General features: G+C 43.1%; 13 protein-coding genes. 8 read left to right on the top strand and 5 right to left on the bottom strand.

The features are described 5' to 3' along the window. Positions 1 to 160 precede the first annotated feature (160 nt). The 7 genes from uxuA (at position 161) to AC1XUD_RS09625 (ending at position 8746) form a co-directional block, all read left to right on the top strand. Positions 161 to 1354, top strand: a complete 1194-nt coding sequence (gene uxuA / locus AC1XUD_RS09655) for a mannonate dehydratase (RefSeq protein ID WP_483360775.1) — start codon at positions 161 to 163, stop codon at positions 1352 to 1354. A 59-nt stretch (positions 1355 to 1413) separates the two neighbouring features. Continuing rightward, positions 1414 to 2835 carry a glucuronate isomerase gene (gene uxaC, locus AC1XUD_RS09650; protein WP_483360774.1) on the top strand — a complete coding sequence of 474 codons (1422 nt, stop codon included), beginning with the start codon at positions 1414 to 1416 and terminating at the stop codon, positions 2833 to 2835. A gap of 188 nt (positions 2836 to 3023) precedes the next feature. Next, entirely contained in the window at positions 3024 to 4019 is a 996-nt protein-coding gene (locus AC1XUD_RS09645) for a PfkB family carbohydrate kinase (protein WP_483360773.1), read from the top strand. Positions 4020 to 4201: 182 nt separating this feature from the next. Then, the gene (locus tag AC1XUD_RS09640; RefSeq protein WP_483360772.1) at positions 4202 to 4861 is read left to right on the top strand and encodes a bifunctional 4-hydroxy-2-oxoglutarate aldolase/2-dehydro-3-deoxy-phosphogluconate aldolase; all 660 of its coding nucleotides are present in this window, start codon (positions 4202 to 4204) and stop codon (positions 4859 to 4861) included. A 134-nt stretch (positions 4862 to 4995) separates the two neighbouring features. Further along, positions 4996 to 6378 carry a UDP-N-acetylmuramate--L-alanine ligase gene (locus AC1XUD_RS09635; RefSeq protein ID WP_483360771.1) on the top strand — a complete coding sequence of 461 codons (1383 nt, stop codon included), beginning with the start codon at positions 4996 to 4998 and terminating at the stop codon, positions 6376 to 6378. 132 nt (positions 6379 to 6510) lie between these two features. After that, entirely contained in the window at positions 6511 to 7113 is a 603-nt protein-coding gene (locus AC1XUD_RS09630) for an LOG family protein (protein ID WP_483360770.1), read from the top strand. Between the two features lie 40 nt (positions 7114 to 7153). Next, complete coding sequence (locus AC1XUD_RS09625) at positions 7154 to 8746, top strand: OmpA family protein (RefSeq protein WP_483360769.1); 1593 nt, start codon at positions 7154 to 7156, stop codon at positions 8744 to 8746. A gap of 137 nt (positions 8747 to 8883) precedes the next feature. On the opposite strand, the gene AC1XUD_RS09620 is transcribed toward AC1XUD_RS09625, so the two are convergent. Both AC1XUD_RS09620 and AC1XUD_RS09615 read right to left on the bottom strand, forming a co-directional pair. Further along, entirely contained in the window at positions 8884 to 10062 is a 1179-nt protein-coding gene (locus tag AC1XUD_RS09620; RefSeq protein WP_483360768.1) for an acyltransferase family protein, read from the bottom strand. A 107-nt stretch (positions 10063 to 10169) separates the two neighbouring features. Next, on the bottom strand, positions 10170 to 11342 hold the full coding sequence (locus AC1XUD_RS09615) for a helix-turn-helix domain-containing protein (RefSeq protein ID WP_483360767.1): 1173 nt from the start codon (positions 11340 to 11342) through the stop codon (positions 10170 to 10172). 107 nt (positions 11343 to 11449) lie between these two features. On the opposite strand from AC1XUD_RS09615, the gene AC1XUD_RS09610 reads away from it, so the two are divergent. Continuing rightward, positions 11450 to 12670 (top strand): TCR/Tet family MFS transporter, encoded by a 1221-nt coding sequence (locus AC1XUD_RS09610; protein ID WP_483360962.1) that lies wholly within the window; start codon positions 11450 to 11452, stop codon positions 12668 to 12670. Here AC1XUD_RS09610 and AC1XUD_RS09605 read toward each other — a convergent pair. The 3 genes from AC1XUD_RS09605 to AC1XUD_RS09595 all read right to left on the bottom strand — a co-directional run bounded on the left by AC1XUD_RS09605 (position 12664) and on the right by AC1XUD_RS09595 (position 16075). Then, a complete protein-coding gene (locus AC1XUD_RS09605) occupies positions 12664 to 13278 on the bottom strand; it encodes a cytochrome c oxidase subunit 3 (protein ID WP_483360766.1) in 615 nt (204 codons plus the stop codon). The two genes, AC1XUD_RS09610 and AC1XUD_RS09605, sit on opposite strands and share 7 nt — an antisense overlap. 385 nt (positions 13279 to 13663) lie before the next feature. Beyond that, positions 13664 to 14473, bottom strand: coding sequence for a 4-(cytidine 5'-diphospho)-2-C-methyl-D-erythritol kinase (locus tag AC1XUD_RS09600; RefSeq protein WP_483360765.1), 810 nt, complete (start codon positions 14471 to 14473; stop codon positions 13664 to 13666). Between the two features lie 138 nt (positions 14474 to 14611). After that, positions 14612 to 16075 carry a M28 family peptidase gene (locus tag AC1XUD_RS09595; protein WP_483360764.1) on the bottom strand — a complete coding sequence of 488 codons (1464 nt, stop codon included), beginning with the start codon at positions 16073 to 16075 and terminating at the stop codon, positions 14612 to 14614. Between the last annotated feature and the right edge of the window lie 73 nt (positions 16076 to 16148).

Here is a 16148-nt window from a genome sequence, read left to right as displayed (position 1 = left end):
GGCAGTCGGCTTTCGGCAATCGAAACGCCTCCTGACGAAATTCTGATAATTTTACGATTTAAACTTAACCACTGAAAGCCAATGGTCAAAGGTTGCCAATCCCCCATTGTAATTTGGGCCTGACAGCCGACAGCCAATTGCCGACAGCCAAATAAAAAATATGCCCTTAGAACAAACATGGCGATGGTTTGGACCGAATGATCCGGTTTCGCTAGCAGATATTAAACAGGCTGGCGCAACAGGAATAGTTACAGCCTTGCACCATATCCCCAATGGACAAATTTGGGAGACAGAAGAGATTCTCAAGAGAAAAAAAATCATTGAAGAAGCCGGGCTTACATGGTCAGTAGTTGAAAGTGTTCCGGTTCACGAGAGTATCAAGACGCGGTCGGGTGATTACCTGAAGTATATTGCTAATTACCAGCAGTCTTTGGCGAACCTTGGTAAGGCAGGTATTGATACGGTTTGCTATAATTTCATGCCCATTCTGGATTGGACACGTACTGATCTGGACTCGCCCATGAAAGATGGATCGACCGGTCTTCGATTCGACTTCACCGAGTTTGTTGCGTTTGATCTTTTATTGCTGAAAAGACCGGAAGCAGGTTCGCTCTATACCACACAACAAAAAAACGATGCTCAAAAATGGCTCGATAATGCTTCAAGTGAGGCGGTTAACAAGCTTGTCCGGAATATAATTGCAGGATTGCCTGGTTCGGAAGAAAGCTTTACCATCGAAGAATTCCGCGAAGTACTGGCTACATACAAGCATGTCGGCGACCTGGAATTGCGAACCAATCTCTATCATTTTATCCAGGCAATTGGCCCGGTGGCAGAAGAAAACGGCGTGAGGCTCGCCATACACCCGGACGATCCGCCCTATCCAATTTTAGGATTGCCAAGAGTTGTCAGCACAGAAGAAGACGCCTCCCAACTTTTGCAGGCATATGACAAGCAAGCCAATGGCATATGCTTTTGTACGGGCTCTTACGGTGTCAGGCCGGATAATGATCTGGCCGGTATGGTATCCCGACTTGGAGATCGGATCCACTTTATCCATTTGCGCGCAACAAAAAGAGAGCACGACGGAAGTTTCTACGAAGCCGATCATCTGGATGGAGATGTGGATATGTTCAATGTCATGAAGGAACTAGTTCTGGAACAAAACAGAAGAAAAGAGGAAGGACGTACGGATCTGAGAATGCCGTTCCGTCCTGATCACGGCCATCGTATGCTGGATGACCTTTCTGCAACGAAACGTACAAATCCGGGATATACTGCCATAGGGCGTCTACGCGGATTGGCGGAACTGAGAGGTTTGGAATACGGAATTGAAAGAAGTTTAAATTTATAAAGTATTAAAATTCGCCATGTTCTTTCCATGCAGGAACGTGCCAGTCCATATCAATCGCGATGACAACAGTAACAGCACAACGAACATTTATAGATGAGGATTTTCTCCTGAGATCTGAAACGGCGCGCATATTGTATCACAATTATGCCAAAGAAATGCCGATCATAGACTACCACTGTCACCTTCCGCCAGACCAGATTGCCGAAGACAAAAGTTTCGAAAATCTGACCCAGATATGGCTTTACGGAGATCACTATAAATGGCGTGCGATGCGGGCCAATGGTATCAATGAGCGTTACTGTACAGGAAATGCCAGCGATTGGGAGAAATTTGAACAATGGGCTGCGACGGTACCATATACCATGCGTAACCCGCTATATCACTGGACTCACCTGGAATTGTTGCGCTATTTTGATATAGACATCCTGCTCAATAAAGATACCGCAAAGGAGATATATGACGAATGTAACGTCAAACTAAAAGGTTCGGATTTTACAGTCAGAGCTTTGCTCAAAAAGATGAAAGTGGAGGTGGTATGTACAACCGACGATCCGACCGATCTGCTGGAAAATCATAAACTTATCGCGGACAGCGGGTTTGATATCAAAGTTTTACCGACTTTCAGACCTGATAAAGCCATGTTGCTGATCGATAGTCCAGCAGATTTCAAGGCATATATTGACAAGCTGGCAAGTATTACGAATATTAAAATTGACAGCTACGATTCGCTTTTAGCTGCTTTGGGAAGTCGTCACGATTTCTTTGCCTCGATGGGGGGAAAGCTTTCCGATCATGGACTAGAGCACATATACGCGACGTATGATGAAGAATTAGCCAAGTCTGCTTTTTCGAAAACACTGCAAGGTCTTGCGACCTCAGTTGAAGAGAGAACTGCCTTCAAATCTGCAGCGCTATATGATCTTGCCAAATTGGATCATAGCAAAGGCTGGACGCAGCAATTTCACCTGGGGGCGCTGAGAAATAACAATGAAAGAATGCTCCGTGAGCTCGGCCCCGATACGGGCTGGGATTCAATAGGAGATTATAGCCAGGCTACCAATCTTTCACGATTCCTGAATAAACTGGATTCAACCGATCAGCTGGCAAAAACCATATTATACAACCTGAATCCATCAGACAACGAGGTCTTGGCAACGATGACCGGAAATTATAATGACGGAACAGTAGCCGGGAAAATGCAATTCGGATCCGGATGGTGGTTCCTGGATCAGAAAGACGGCATGGAGCGCCAGATGAATGCATTGTCAAATATGGGTCTATTAAGCCGTTTTGTAGGAATGCTTACCGATTCCCGAAGTTTCCTATCCTATCCGCGCCACGAATATTTCCGTCGAATCCTTTGCAACTTAATCGGTACAGACGTTGAAAATGGTGAGTTGCCAAACGATATTCCATGGCTTGGCAAGCTGGTTTCGGATATTTCTTATCACAACGCCAAAAACTATTTCGGGTTCAAATGACCTGATATCATTTGCTGGTTCTTAAAGTAAGATCATTTTCAAGTGCCTTTTTAGCAAATTAAAATAGCCCAAACATTTGTTACGGGCTATTTTAATTTCTATTCCCTTATTTTTGAATTGATATTTCGTATTTATTAATCGCCGGACGCGATTAGCAAAAGGTAATTGTCGCCGGCTTATTCCTGAACATGGCTCATATTGTATCTTTTGGAGAAGTCTTGATGAGACTTTCCACCCCAGGTTTTTCGCGTTTCGAACAAGCACGTCAATTAAATGTAACTTATGCAGGAGGTGAAGCAAACGTCACGAGCGCATTGGCATATTGGGGTCATCACACTGCACATGTAACGCGATTCCCGGATTCGCCCATCGGAAGAGCTGCGTCACAATACCTTCATTTTCACGGTGTTGACACTTCACATATTGTATATGGTGGCCCGCGGATGGCGGTCTATTTTCTGGAAATGGGGGCGGCGTTACGAGGTAGTCAAATCGTATATGACCGTGCGAATTCTTCGCTGGCAGATATCGCTCCAGGCGATATCAACTGGGATGAAATTTTGAAAGATGCAAAGTGGTTTCACTGGGCGGGTATCACGCCAGCTTTATCTCAGGGAGCAGCAGACACGCTTTTAGAGGGAATTAAAACCGCTCGTAAACATGGACTGACGGTTTCCGGGGATATTTTCTACCGTGCCAATTTGTGGAAATACGGTAAAAAACCATCTGAAATTCTTCCTGAATTGACCGCAGGAACGGATATCGTAATCGCGAACCGTGAAAATATATCAGAAATATTCGGCATCGGCGGTGCTGATTTTGTAGAATCCTGCAGGAATTTCCAAAAGGAATTCCCGCAGGTTAAAACGATTGTTGATACGAAACGAACTTCTATCAGCGCATCTCACAACCTCCTTCGGGCACTTTTATGGAACGGAAATGAGTTGTTAGAAACAGAGGATATTGAAATAAATCCGATCGTGGACCGCGTAGGCGGAGGCGACGCATTTATTGCCGGCCTTATTCATGGTCTTATATCATTTGACGATCAGCAGAAGGCACTTGAATTTGGTGTTGCGGCGTCTGCTTTGAAACATACAATTGAGGGCGATGCACTTATATCAACCATTGCAGAAGTGGAAGCGATTCGTCAGGGAGAAACTTCCGGGCGGATTAAAAGGTGAGATAGGCTTTCGGCAGTCGACTTTCAGCAATCGGCCAAGGACGCAAATTTTAACACATCAAAAGGTCACTCAAAGATTTTTAAGAAAAATATCAAGTTCACCAAAACGTATCATTGAGACATTCGCACTTAGTTTATTGCCTTTGTTGCTTTGGTGACACCTTAAACCTATTATATAACAACATGAACCGATCATTAGAGCTTTTGCATGAAATAGGCATTCTGCCGTTGTACTATACGCCCGATATTGAAATCGCCAAAAAGGTTGTGAAGGCAAGTTATGATGGTGGCGCTAGGGTTTTTGAATTTACCAATCGGGGAGAAAGTGCTTATTCGGTTTTTGTAGAGCTGTACAAATATGTTAAAGAAAATTTCCCGGATATGGGTTTTGGAATTGGTACCATATATGATGCAGCAACAGCTCAAAAGTTTATCGACGCGGGAACAGACTATATCGTTACTCCTTGTTTAAACCCTGAAGTGGGTGCAGCATGTATCAAAGCTGGTATTCCCTGGGTACCCGGAGTTACGACGCTCACAGAAATTTATAACGCCAGACAAGCAGGTGCGGAAGTAGTGAAGCTTTTCCCCGGAGACGTGATGGGCTCTAAATTTGTAAAAGCCATTAAAGGGCCTATGCCCGATGTGAAAATAATGGTAACGGGCGGTGTTTCTCCAACGACTGAAAGCATCAACGAGTGGTTTGGCGCAGGCGCATATGCCGTGGGACTCGGCTCCAATCTTTTTCCAAAAGAAGTTATTGAAGCTGGCGATTTTGACTGGATATCCAAAAAAATAGCTGAAAGTATTGCTCTTGTGAAAGCTTTTCGATCGAAGGCATGAGCATAAGTAATTGAAGGAAGTGAGCCGGTGTAAATTCCGGCTCTTCCATATATTTAAAATTCGCACACGCTGCATTACTTGCCAGCATTTCAAAACTTGCTAACTTCGCTCCCAAACAGTTTAGTGATATTAGCATGAGCCAGACTTCAGAAAAGAAAAAAATACATTTCATATCAATCGGTGGTAGCGTGATGCATAACCTTGCCATCGAACTACAATCAAAAGGTTTTCAAATTACAGGTTCAGACGACGAGATATACGAACCATCGTCGAGTCGGCTTGCAAACCATCAATTGTTACCTACCGAAATGGGCTGGTTTCCTGAAAAAGTGACTTCTGATCTTGATGCGGTTATCCTGGGCATGCACGCCCGGGTCGACAATCCCGAACTTGCAAAAGCAAAAGAATTAGGTATAAAAGTTTATTCATATCCCGAATATATATTTGAACACAGCCAGAACAAGCAACGTGTTGTTGTGGCGGGAAGTCACGGAAAAACCACCGTTACGTCGATGATCTTGCATGTTTTGAAACAAAACGACAGACTTTTTGACTATCTGGTGGGTGCACAATTGGAAGGATTTGATAATATGGTCAAGCTTTCAGACAACGCCCCGGTCATCGTGGTTGAAGGTGATGAATATTTCACTTCTCCATTAGACAGAACGCCCAAATTTATGCATTATCAGCCCCATATCGCTCTGATTAGCGGTATCGCCTGGGATCACTTCAACGTGTTTCCAACCTGGGAATCATATGTAAAACAATTTGAGCTTTTGGCTGATTCTATTCCAAAAGCAGGTGCGATCATTTTTGACGAAACAGATAATATGCTCGATGTGATCGGTCAGAAAGGACGGGCTGATGTGGCTGCAATTCCATATGTGGCTCATCCGTCAAAAATTGAAGATGGAAAAACCGTGTTGATCACCGACCGCGACGGAGACATTCCGTTACTGGTTTTTGGTGAACACAATATGAAAAACATCAGCGGAGCGAAAGCCGTCTGCGAAAGACTGGGTATTACCGATACTGAATTTTACGCTGCTATACAATCGTTCAAAGGTGCCGCGAAAAGATTAGAGCTGTTGGGTAAAAATGAGTCCGTAAACATATATCGTGATTTTGCCCACGCACCTTCGAAGGTAGAAGCGACCACGAGCGCTGTAAAAGAACAATTTCCTGATCGTAAGCTAATTGCCGTTGCAGAGCTGCATACTTTCAGCAGTCTGAACAAAGATTTTTTGAAACAATATCGCCGGAAATTGAATGGTGCTGATGTCGCAGTGGTATACTTCAATCCTCATACTTTGGAACAAAAAAGATTGGAACCAATCACTGAGGAAGATATCAAAACAGCATTTAAACGTGAGGATCTGAATGTTTTCACCGATGCTCAAAAGCTGGAAGAATTCTTGAAGGAGAAGGAATGGAAAGATTCAAACTTATTATTAATGAGCTCCGGTACTTTTGGAGGTATTAACTTACAAGAATTAAGTCAGCATATATTAGCGTGAAATTAATGGTTCCGGCCAAAGCAGGGCTAACATAAGTATCGTTTCTTTGAGCCTTTGTCGCAACCATCATCTTTCGCTCGACCCGATATTGACGTGAAAAATTTAGCTTTAGAGTAATCAAATCTGTTTTGAATGAAATCGATTGTTGTATACTGCGGGTCAAATCCTGGCAAAAATCCGGTTTATAAAGAGAGCGCATATGCGCTGGGCAAACACTTGGCGCAAAAAGACATAACGGTGATATATGGCGGTGGCAATATGGGCCTGATGGGCCAGGTTGCCGACGGCTCACTTCAGAATGGCGGCAAGGTAACGGGCATTATTCCGAACTTCCTTGCCAAGCTGGAAGTTGCCCATAAGACCGTCACGGAGCTTCACTTTGTAGAAACCATGCATGAACGCAAATCGAAAATGGTATCCGTTTCTGATGGGGTGATTGCTTTGCCGGGTGGATATGGCACTTTTGATGAGCTTTTCGAGATATTAACCTGGTCGCAGTTGAAGATATTCGATGGACCAATCGGTTTGCTGAATATCAACGGCTTTTACGATTACCTACTGTTGCAATTGGATAAAATGGTTGAAGAAGGCTTTCTGCATGCGAATAACCGAAATTTGTTGCTGGTGGATTCCGATATTGAAGCACTCGTTAATAAAATGCAGGATTTTTCTGACACTCATGAAAAGAATAAGCCTCTCGATTTATCGTTATACGTTGACAACGAGAATCAATAGTTCCCATAATTGGTAGCTCAATATACTTCTAACTTATAAAATGCGGTTTTTACTACTTATTTCGGCCTGTTTTATTTCATGTCAGACAGCGTGGTCGCAGCTGGAAAATTTGGGCAAATCCGTCAATTCAGAGTACAATGAAATCGCCCCGATCATTTCACCGGACGGCAAGACTTTATACTTTTCACGAATAAGTCATCCACAGAATACGCATGGGCCAAAAGGAAGTCAGGATATCTGGTATTCTGAGCTCCGGAATGATAAATGGACGGTGGCCAGAAGACTTCCATCTCCGCTCAATAAAGAAGATTACAACAGTCTATACAGCATTACGCCAGACGGTAACACGCTGTTGATCAAAGGGGATTGGAAAAATGGCGTATATGAAACCCGCGGGTTTTCTACCAGTAAGAAAACTGCCAGAGGCTGGTCCGCTCCAAACCGTATCGATATTCCGGCATATAGCAAATTAAGCAAAGGCCAGTTTGACTGTGGATACCTTTCCAACGATGGCAAAGTACTTTTGATGTCTTTCAGCGAAAAGAAAAACAGCAAAGTGGACGATCTGTATGTAAGTTTTAAGCAAAAAAATGGTAGCTGGAGTAAGCCAAAAAACTTAGGTAAGGAAATCAACACTGAAGAATTTACCGAAACCACACCCTTTTTAGCAGCCGACGGGGTTACGATTTATTTTTCCAGCGACAGAAAAGGCGGTCAGGGCAGCAACGATATTTATTATAGTAAACGAATTGATAAAACATGGACACGTTGGAGCAGACCTGTAAATCTTGGTCCTGCGATCAATTCCGACGGATACGATGCATATTACTCCATTTCTGCCTTGGGTGATTTCGCCTATTTGGTTTCATTTAAAGATACGGAGGGTAAGGGTGATATCGTACGATATGACCTGCATCCGAAACCAGCAGCCGGCGACACTGCCACTTCGCCGATCGTGGCAGTTCCAGTGCCTGATCCAGTTGTCATGATCAGTGGAAAAGTGATAGACTCCAAAACTGGTAAACCAGTGGAAGCAACCATTATATATGAAAATCTCGAAGATGGCGAAGAAGTCGGCTCAGCCACTACCAACCCTACCACAGGGGAATATAAGATCGTACTTCCGTATGGACAGAAATATAGTATGCGCGCAGTTTCTCCAAACTTCATCGCAGAGAGTGAAACCGTGGATTTGACCGACACAACAGGTATCGGAGGCAATGGTAAAAATGGCAACGGAAATAAAGAGATTGCTAATAAATCCCTGAAACTGATCCCGATAGAGGAAGGGCAGATTGTGAGGTTAAACAACATTTTCTTCGCAACCGGAAAGTCAACGCTCAGCAAAGAATCTTATCCGGAATTGAACAGGATCGCGATTACGATGACAGAAAGCAAAACCCTCGAAATTGAACTGGGCGGGCATACCGACAATACGGGTGGTGATGAATTTAACTTGAAACTTTCTCAGGACAGAGCGGATTCCGTTCGCGAATATCTGATCAGCAAAGGCATCCAGCCCGACCGTATCACCAGCAAGGGATATGGAGAAACCAAGCCTGTCTCAACAAATGACACGCCGGAAGGTCAACAGCTTAACCGGCGTGTGGAGTTCAAAATTGTCAAGAAGTAGACTCGCGTTCTCAGGTTTTGTCAGGAAATCTTCAGGGACACCAACTCATTCATTGTCAGGGAAATTCATTTCTGTATATGACTGAATATCAACTTTTGACAGGGTTTGTCAATACGTGGTGATTCCGTTGTATAAATTCAAATCTGAGAGGTTTGCAACTCCTCTGTTTTGTCTTTCTTTTTTTGCAAAGGTTTTAATCCAAATGCAAACCTGAGCATATTGTTACGCCTGATTACCACCTCATACAGCCCAAGACATATCAAAAAAGTAGCGATACACAAATAGCAAAACTTGAGCCACACCGGCCAGTTTGCGTTGATAATCGGATATGCAAGAATTATGATCACTGTTTGATGTAAAATATAGAACGGGTAGACTGCCTCATTGGCATATTTCAAAAACGGATTTGAATACTGTAGATAGACATAGGCATATCCAAATATGCTTAGCAAAATACACCAAGCGTTCATGACCTTAATAACCCTATAAATTTGAATCGACCACTCCGGAAAATCCCTATCGTGCCCCCAATAAAAAGCATACAGAACGATGGAAATGCATATCCAAATTCCCAAATTCAGCTTTCTCCATTTTTTGAGTGTTTCCCAAAACCGGGGTTGCGTACAAAGAATAAAACCGGTGATAAAAAGGGAAAATGAATGGAAGTGGTTGTTCCAGTCGCGCGTCAGATTGTTGGTGTCAGGAAAACGTTCTTCGAGCCATGCATTCCCTAAAACATGCCACATAACAGGTACAGCGATCAAAACGATCGGACTCGCGAAAATATCTGCCAGCCAGTTTGTTAGTTTTGGGCTGTTCTTGATAAAAAGTAAAAGAGGCAAAGCTAGTACGGAGTAAGTGAAAATATAGGCGAGATACCATAAGTGGTGCCAACTGAAACTGCCCTTCGGATATGGCACAAACTCAAAAACGGAGCGATAGAATTGCAAGTAAGAAAAGGTTTGACCTTGCGTAAGGCGTTCCAGATAAATTTGGGGAGGAACTATGATAAACATCCCAACTAATAACGGAATAAAAATTCTTATAAATCTTTCGCCTAAAAATTTACCTCCCGATCGGCCACCCAGCGAAAAATAAACCCCTGCTCCTGAAATCATAAAGAGAAGTGCCATGCGCCATTGATGGAGAAACCGCATGGGATATTCAATGGCATGATTTACTGCGTTGTTTTTGATATGCCAGCCCCAGGTATTGAAAAACATCCCGACATGGAAGAAGATAAGGAGGCAAAATGCCAGGACACGAAGCCAGTCCAGGTCATAACGGCGTTGAGTTAATTCGTTGTAGTTTTTCACGACATATGCGTTTTAGTATGTCGCAAAAGTAGCCGGGCTATATGCCTCTCTACGTACGTTTTTATAAGGTAAACGTTCTATCTGATCGGACAGAACATGCCTTTAAATTATATCAGATTGGTTTTTCGATATTCTGAAGGGGTTTGCCCCGTAATTTTCCGGAAAGCTGTATTGAATGCCGATTTAGAATTATAACCCACTTTCTCAGCAATTTCTTCGATCTTGAGATGATTGTTTTGTTCTGAAAGCAATAACTTCTGAGCTTCTGCAATCCGGTAAGACGCGGTGATATCAAAAAATCCTCCACCGATTTCTTCATTAAGAATCTGCGACAAATGATGTGTGCTCACTCCAAGTTGTTTTGCCAGTCCGGGAAGGCTGAAGGAACTGTCCAGATACGGTTTTTCTCCCATCATGATCCTATTAAACCTCTCCAAAGTATGATCCTGAATTTCCTTGGTCAATGAAGATTTCTCATACTTTCTGCTTTCCCTTGGCTCAATTGCAGCTTGTTTATTATGTTCAAGGGTGTCTTTTACAACCCTGTAACTCGTCAGATATATTACGATCGCTAAGAACGAAACTATAATATGATCGCCCAAATCATGTGCAAAGGTGAGCCGTACGATCAGTAAGGCAACGATTAAAAAAATGAGCTCGAAAAAAGATTTTCGGTACCAAGCCAGTTTGGAGTTTTGATTGGATGTAAAAGGCAGCGAAGCTTCTGCAAATTTTTTCCTGAGCAAGATGTAGAGTGCAATGCTATATCCAGCCATACTCAGCAACATGATGATATGCAGGTGCTCTTTCAGAAAAAACATCCACTTATCGCCGTAAGTGTCGCTCGGCAGGCGAGCCATTTCAGGATGGAAAGCCCCAATATTAGAATTGTATTCAAATGCCATACCCTGAGGATATATCAGCAGGCACATGTAGATCAGATAGATTGCAAACGGTAGAAAATGGAGCCAATCTTTACGTTCAAAGGGATAGGACAGACCAGTTCTCACAAATAAATAGGTCAGCGGAGCCATTACGAAGTTGAGCGGCTCTGTGGAGTCAACCAGCCACAGGGTGTAAAACATATAGTTGGTATATCCGAGCCATACGTCGATCATAAGCACCGACATGCTTAGCATAAGTAGACCCAGAAAAACCTGATTGGGTTGATTTTTTTTATAATGTCTCAGGAAAAAGAAGCCTAAAAGAATCCCCTGCAATGCTCCGAGAAGAATTGCAAACGAAAAAAAATCGGCCCGGATAGGAGGAATGGGTGGCATTAACGACAGGAATGAATATAGCCAAAGATACAAAATAGGTTTCAAGGCCAAAGACATGGATTGACGGAAGCAATTAAAACGTATTTTTACAAACCATCAGAAACAGGATAAACTTGAAAAAGACACCCGCGCTCGGTTTTATTTTTATCACGCTGTTAATCGACGTTATTGGCCTTGGAATTATTATTCCCGTCATGCCAAAACTCATCAGCGAATTAACCGGTGACAGCATCAGTCAGGCCTCGCGAGATGGCGGATGGCTTCTTTTTGCATATGCTTTTACCCAATTCATATTCGCACCCGTAGTCGGCGGACTCAGTGATCAATTCGGACGCCGTCCTGTTTTGCTCGCATCATTATTCGGATTCGGAATTGACTATATCTTTCTGGCCTTCGCACCCACACTCGGCTGGATATATGTGGGCAGAATTATTGCAGGATTTATGGGTGCTAGTTTCACCACAGGTGCTGCTTACATCGCAGATATTTCTACGCCTGAAAAGAGGGCTCAAAATTTCGGTTTACTGGGAGCTGCATTTGGTTTAGGGTTTATCATCGGCCCTGTTATCGGCGGATTACTCGGACAATATGGTTCGCGGGTTCCGTTTATGGCCGCAGCGGCGCTTTCCTTGCTCAACTGGTTATATGGCTACTTTATTTTACCTGAATCTCTCGCCACAGAAAACAGGCGAAAATTTGACTGGAAAAGGGCCAACCCAATCGGGTCTTTACGGAGTCTGCAAAGGTATCCTGTTATATATGGTTTGGTCGCATCGCTTGGTCTGGTCTATATTGCTGTCCATGCCGTTCAAAGCAATTGGTCATTTTACGTCATTGAAAAATTTGGCTGGAATGAAGCGCAAATCGGGTACTCACTCGGTGCCGTCGGGCTTCTGAGTGCCATCATTCAGGGATATCTGATTCGCCTGATATTACCAAAATTGGGCCAACGGCGAGGGGTGTATATTGGATTGCTGTTATATGCCATCGGTTTCGGATTATATGCTTTTGCAACGAAAGGATGGATGATGTACATTTTTATGATACCTTATATCCTGGGAAGTATCGCAGGACCGTCAATTCAAGGTATCATTTCAACCCAGGTCGCAGCAAACGAACAAGGAGAATTGCAGGGAGCACTCACGAGCTTACAAAGTCTTACAGCAATTATTGGCCCTCCCTTGATGACCAACCTTTTCGCTGCCAGCACAATACCCGGCTCCGACTTTTACTTCCCGGGCTCACCTATGCTTCTGGCAGCGGTGTTAACGCTGATCAGCACTTTTCTTGCACGAAGAAGCTTGAACAAAACAATTGGAAATCAGTGATATAGAATCACAAGAAACAGAAATATAACCAGCCAAAGGACATCCACAAAATGCCAGTACCGGGTTACCAGCTTCAATCTCAATCGGTTAGGCGCGTTGACACTATATACAAACGAGTCGATGTAGCTCCGGTTTTTCACCGCTCTACGGAAAATAATGCCCAGATAAATAATACCCCCCAGAATATGGAGCAGATGAAGACCTGTAAGCAAGTAAACCAGACCTGTTGAAGTATTCGATTTAGTATAAGCCCAGCTTTCCATTAACTCCAGCCAACCACTGGTTTGAAGCATGATAAAAATCAGGCCTAGCGAAAATGTGGTTCCTAAAAATAATCTATAATGGAAAAACCGCTCCTGAGCAAATGCAAGATTGCATTCATGGAGCGTAATGCTGCTAAAGAGAATCACCAAAGTACTCAACCAAAACACATCAGGAAGAAGTGCATAATTTCCTATCAGGTGTTCGGAACGAAAAAGATATATTGAGAAGATACCCAAAAACAAAAGACAACTGCCCCCGACACCCAGCCAAAGCATAAAACCAAACGGTTCACGGCGTTTCGTGAAAATATTTTCCTGCGATTTGGTTGTGTGTTTGGGGCCCATTATTCCAATATTTTTGAGATTATTTATCGCCGTAATGTCCAAGAGCAGAAACAACAAAAACCACTATCTCAGATTCAAAAATTTCATAAATCAAACGATCCTTCATATTAATCCTACAGTTCATACCTTTCCTTCATAATATTCTAGTCGCTCAGGCATTCTTATTCCAGATAAAATCCCTGGAAGGTATCCTTTTTCCCAACTACCCGGATTACGCTAGAGGCTTGTTTCTAAATACAATGCATCAATTAGATTTAGTAACAGAGGGTTTGTTTTAGTCAATCCTTCTATAAATCCGCTTGTTTATCAAATTTTTACAGTTTGCAAAAGTTTTAAGTGAATATAACGTGTTGAAAGGCACTTTTAACATACCGGGAAGTAAAATTTATGCTAAAAAACCCTGCCACATAGAATATTCCCCAAACATCGCTGACAAGTCCGTCTCTTTTTCAAATATTCCGTAAACTGTCGAACCTGACCCTGTCATTGAGGCATATACTGCTCCCTGTGCATACAATTCATGTTTTAGAGTCGGCAAAACCGGATATTTTAGAAACAAACTCGACTCAAAATCATTTTTTATATATTCCTTCCACTCTTGAACAGGTCGGATTACTAACTCCCGCAAATCATTTTCACTTTTGGTCGGAACAACTCCTCCGTATGCTTCTGCTGTCGAAATATGTAACTGCGGATTAACCAGCACAATCCATCTGCCGGACAAATCTAAGGTAACTTGCTCAAAATGATCGCCTTTGGAAAAACAATATACTGGTTCGTTCTTGATAAAGAAAGCACAGTCACTGCCTAATCTACGTGCATATGCCAGTTGTTTTTCAAAAGAAATATCCAGATTAAATAATTGATTGATCGCTTTGATGGCAAATGCACCATCAGCAGATCCGCCGCCCAAGCCTGCGCCAATGGGAATACCTTTTAACAAATGCATATCAACGGCGCCGATCTGATAATCTTCCGCAATCATATCATATGCTTTAATGCACAGATTATGAGCCGTATCTCCTGGAACCGGTATACCCGATGATTGAAAAGAGAAATGTTTGGCTGGCATCAATTCAAGTGCATCGCTCCAGCCAACGGGATAGAAACAGGATTCGATGTTATGAAATCCGTCCGCCCTCTTTTCAACAATATTGAGGCCTATGTTAATCTTAGCGTTCGGGAAAACGATCATGCCGTATTAATGGTTGAATTTTGAATGAGAGAATGAGTGAGTGACGGCTCAGGTGAAACTTTTCGCTCCAATTAACAAGAACGACCGCCTCATTTTTGTGAGACAGCCGTTCTTGTTAATATCAATATCTGTCCTTGATCATTCTGTCCATCGCCATTCCTGACCTATAACGAGCTCAGGTTTAAGGCCTTGTGAAATAAGAAAATCTCGGGTTTTTGTGTCATTCAACTTTCTAACGGCAATATTCCCGGCGTTGGCCAAAGCATATAAATACATGGCTCCCACTCTAACTGTATTCTCTAACTGCGGTTTGTCAACCAATGAAAAGTCGTCGCAATCGGCGTGGTAGCATTGTAGCACGTTTGGATCGAGATGGCCAGACAAGCCGGCGATAGGTATACCTTCCAACATAAACGGCTGATGATCACTGTGTAAGCCCGCGCGATTTGCCGATTGATTTTTATATGCCGGAAAAGCTTTTTGAACTGAAAGACCTACTTCTTTAAAAAACGGGTCCATTTCTTCTCTTCCAAACATATTCACACCCTGTGGATCATTGGTCATATCGAGGTTCATCATATACGCCACCTTGTTGATATCACCTGTTCTTTTCAACTCGCTTACGAAAAACTTCGAGCCCAAAAGCCCTTGTTCCTCGCCCATAAAAAGGACAAACTGAATCGTTCTTTCCGGTCTGACTTTTAATTTCTTAAATGTCCTTGCTATATCCATCACGGCAAAAGAACCAATACCATTATCAATTGCTCCAGTCGCCAGATCCCACGAATCCAAATGGCCTCCTATAATTACTTTTTCGTCTGATTTTCCTTTAATAGTCGCGATGACGTTGCGCGCCTTAATGCTTCTGGAAGTATTATGCATGCTTATCTGTGCCTCCAAAGGTCCTTCTTCCTTCAACCATTTACGCAGTTCGCTGCCGCTGTCATTGGAGATACAAACTGCTGGAATTGAGATGATTGCACCTGTTACCGACGCTGTTCCTGTCAAAAGAATTTTTCCCGGCGCTCCATTTACCATGATGATTCCATTCGCACCATATTTGATGGCCAGCGCTGTTTTTTCCGAACGGTGAAGATTTTTCTTACCCTTCGCGTCCACTAAACCGATATTGGCAAGCACAATTTTGCCCTTTACTTTTGCTTTTGCCAATTCAAAATCTTCCTCCAATCCATTGCCAACATCCACGATCTGGCCTTGCAAATTTGCGTCCACCGGGGAGTGAGCAAGGGACACAACCTGAATATCTCTAAAATTATCGCTACTTGAAGGTGCCACGCTCAACGTCACCGTGTCCCTCATCCAGGATTCTACCTCGAACGGTTGGAAAGCCACGTCCGTAAAGCCATATCCTTTTAATAAATTATAAGCATAGTCCTCTGCTTTTTGCCCATTAGCACTACCAGTTAGCCGATGCCCGATTTGTTTTGTCGCACTTTCCAGCGTTTCGTAGGCCTTGCTGTGCTTTCTTACCTCATTATCAATTCGGGAAAAAGTTTTATCCCACGCGTTTTTTTCACCTCGAAAACCGACACAAGCAAAAACCAACAGACCAGCTCCGACAAGCAGTAAATTTCTTTTCATAGCACCCTTTTAACAAACAGTATAATTTCGCAAATTCCTGAGACGATTGGTTGAAATGCCTTCGAACATCTTG

This window comes from Dyadobacter sp. HNCC25DJ184, assembly GCF_056895215.1.
This window is presented reverse-complemented; position numbering and strand designations above follow the sequence as displayed.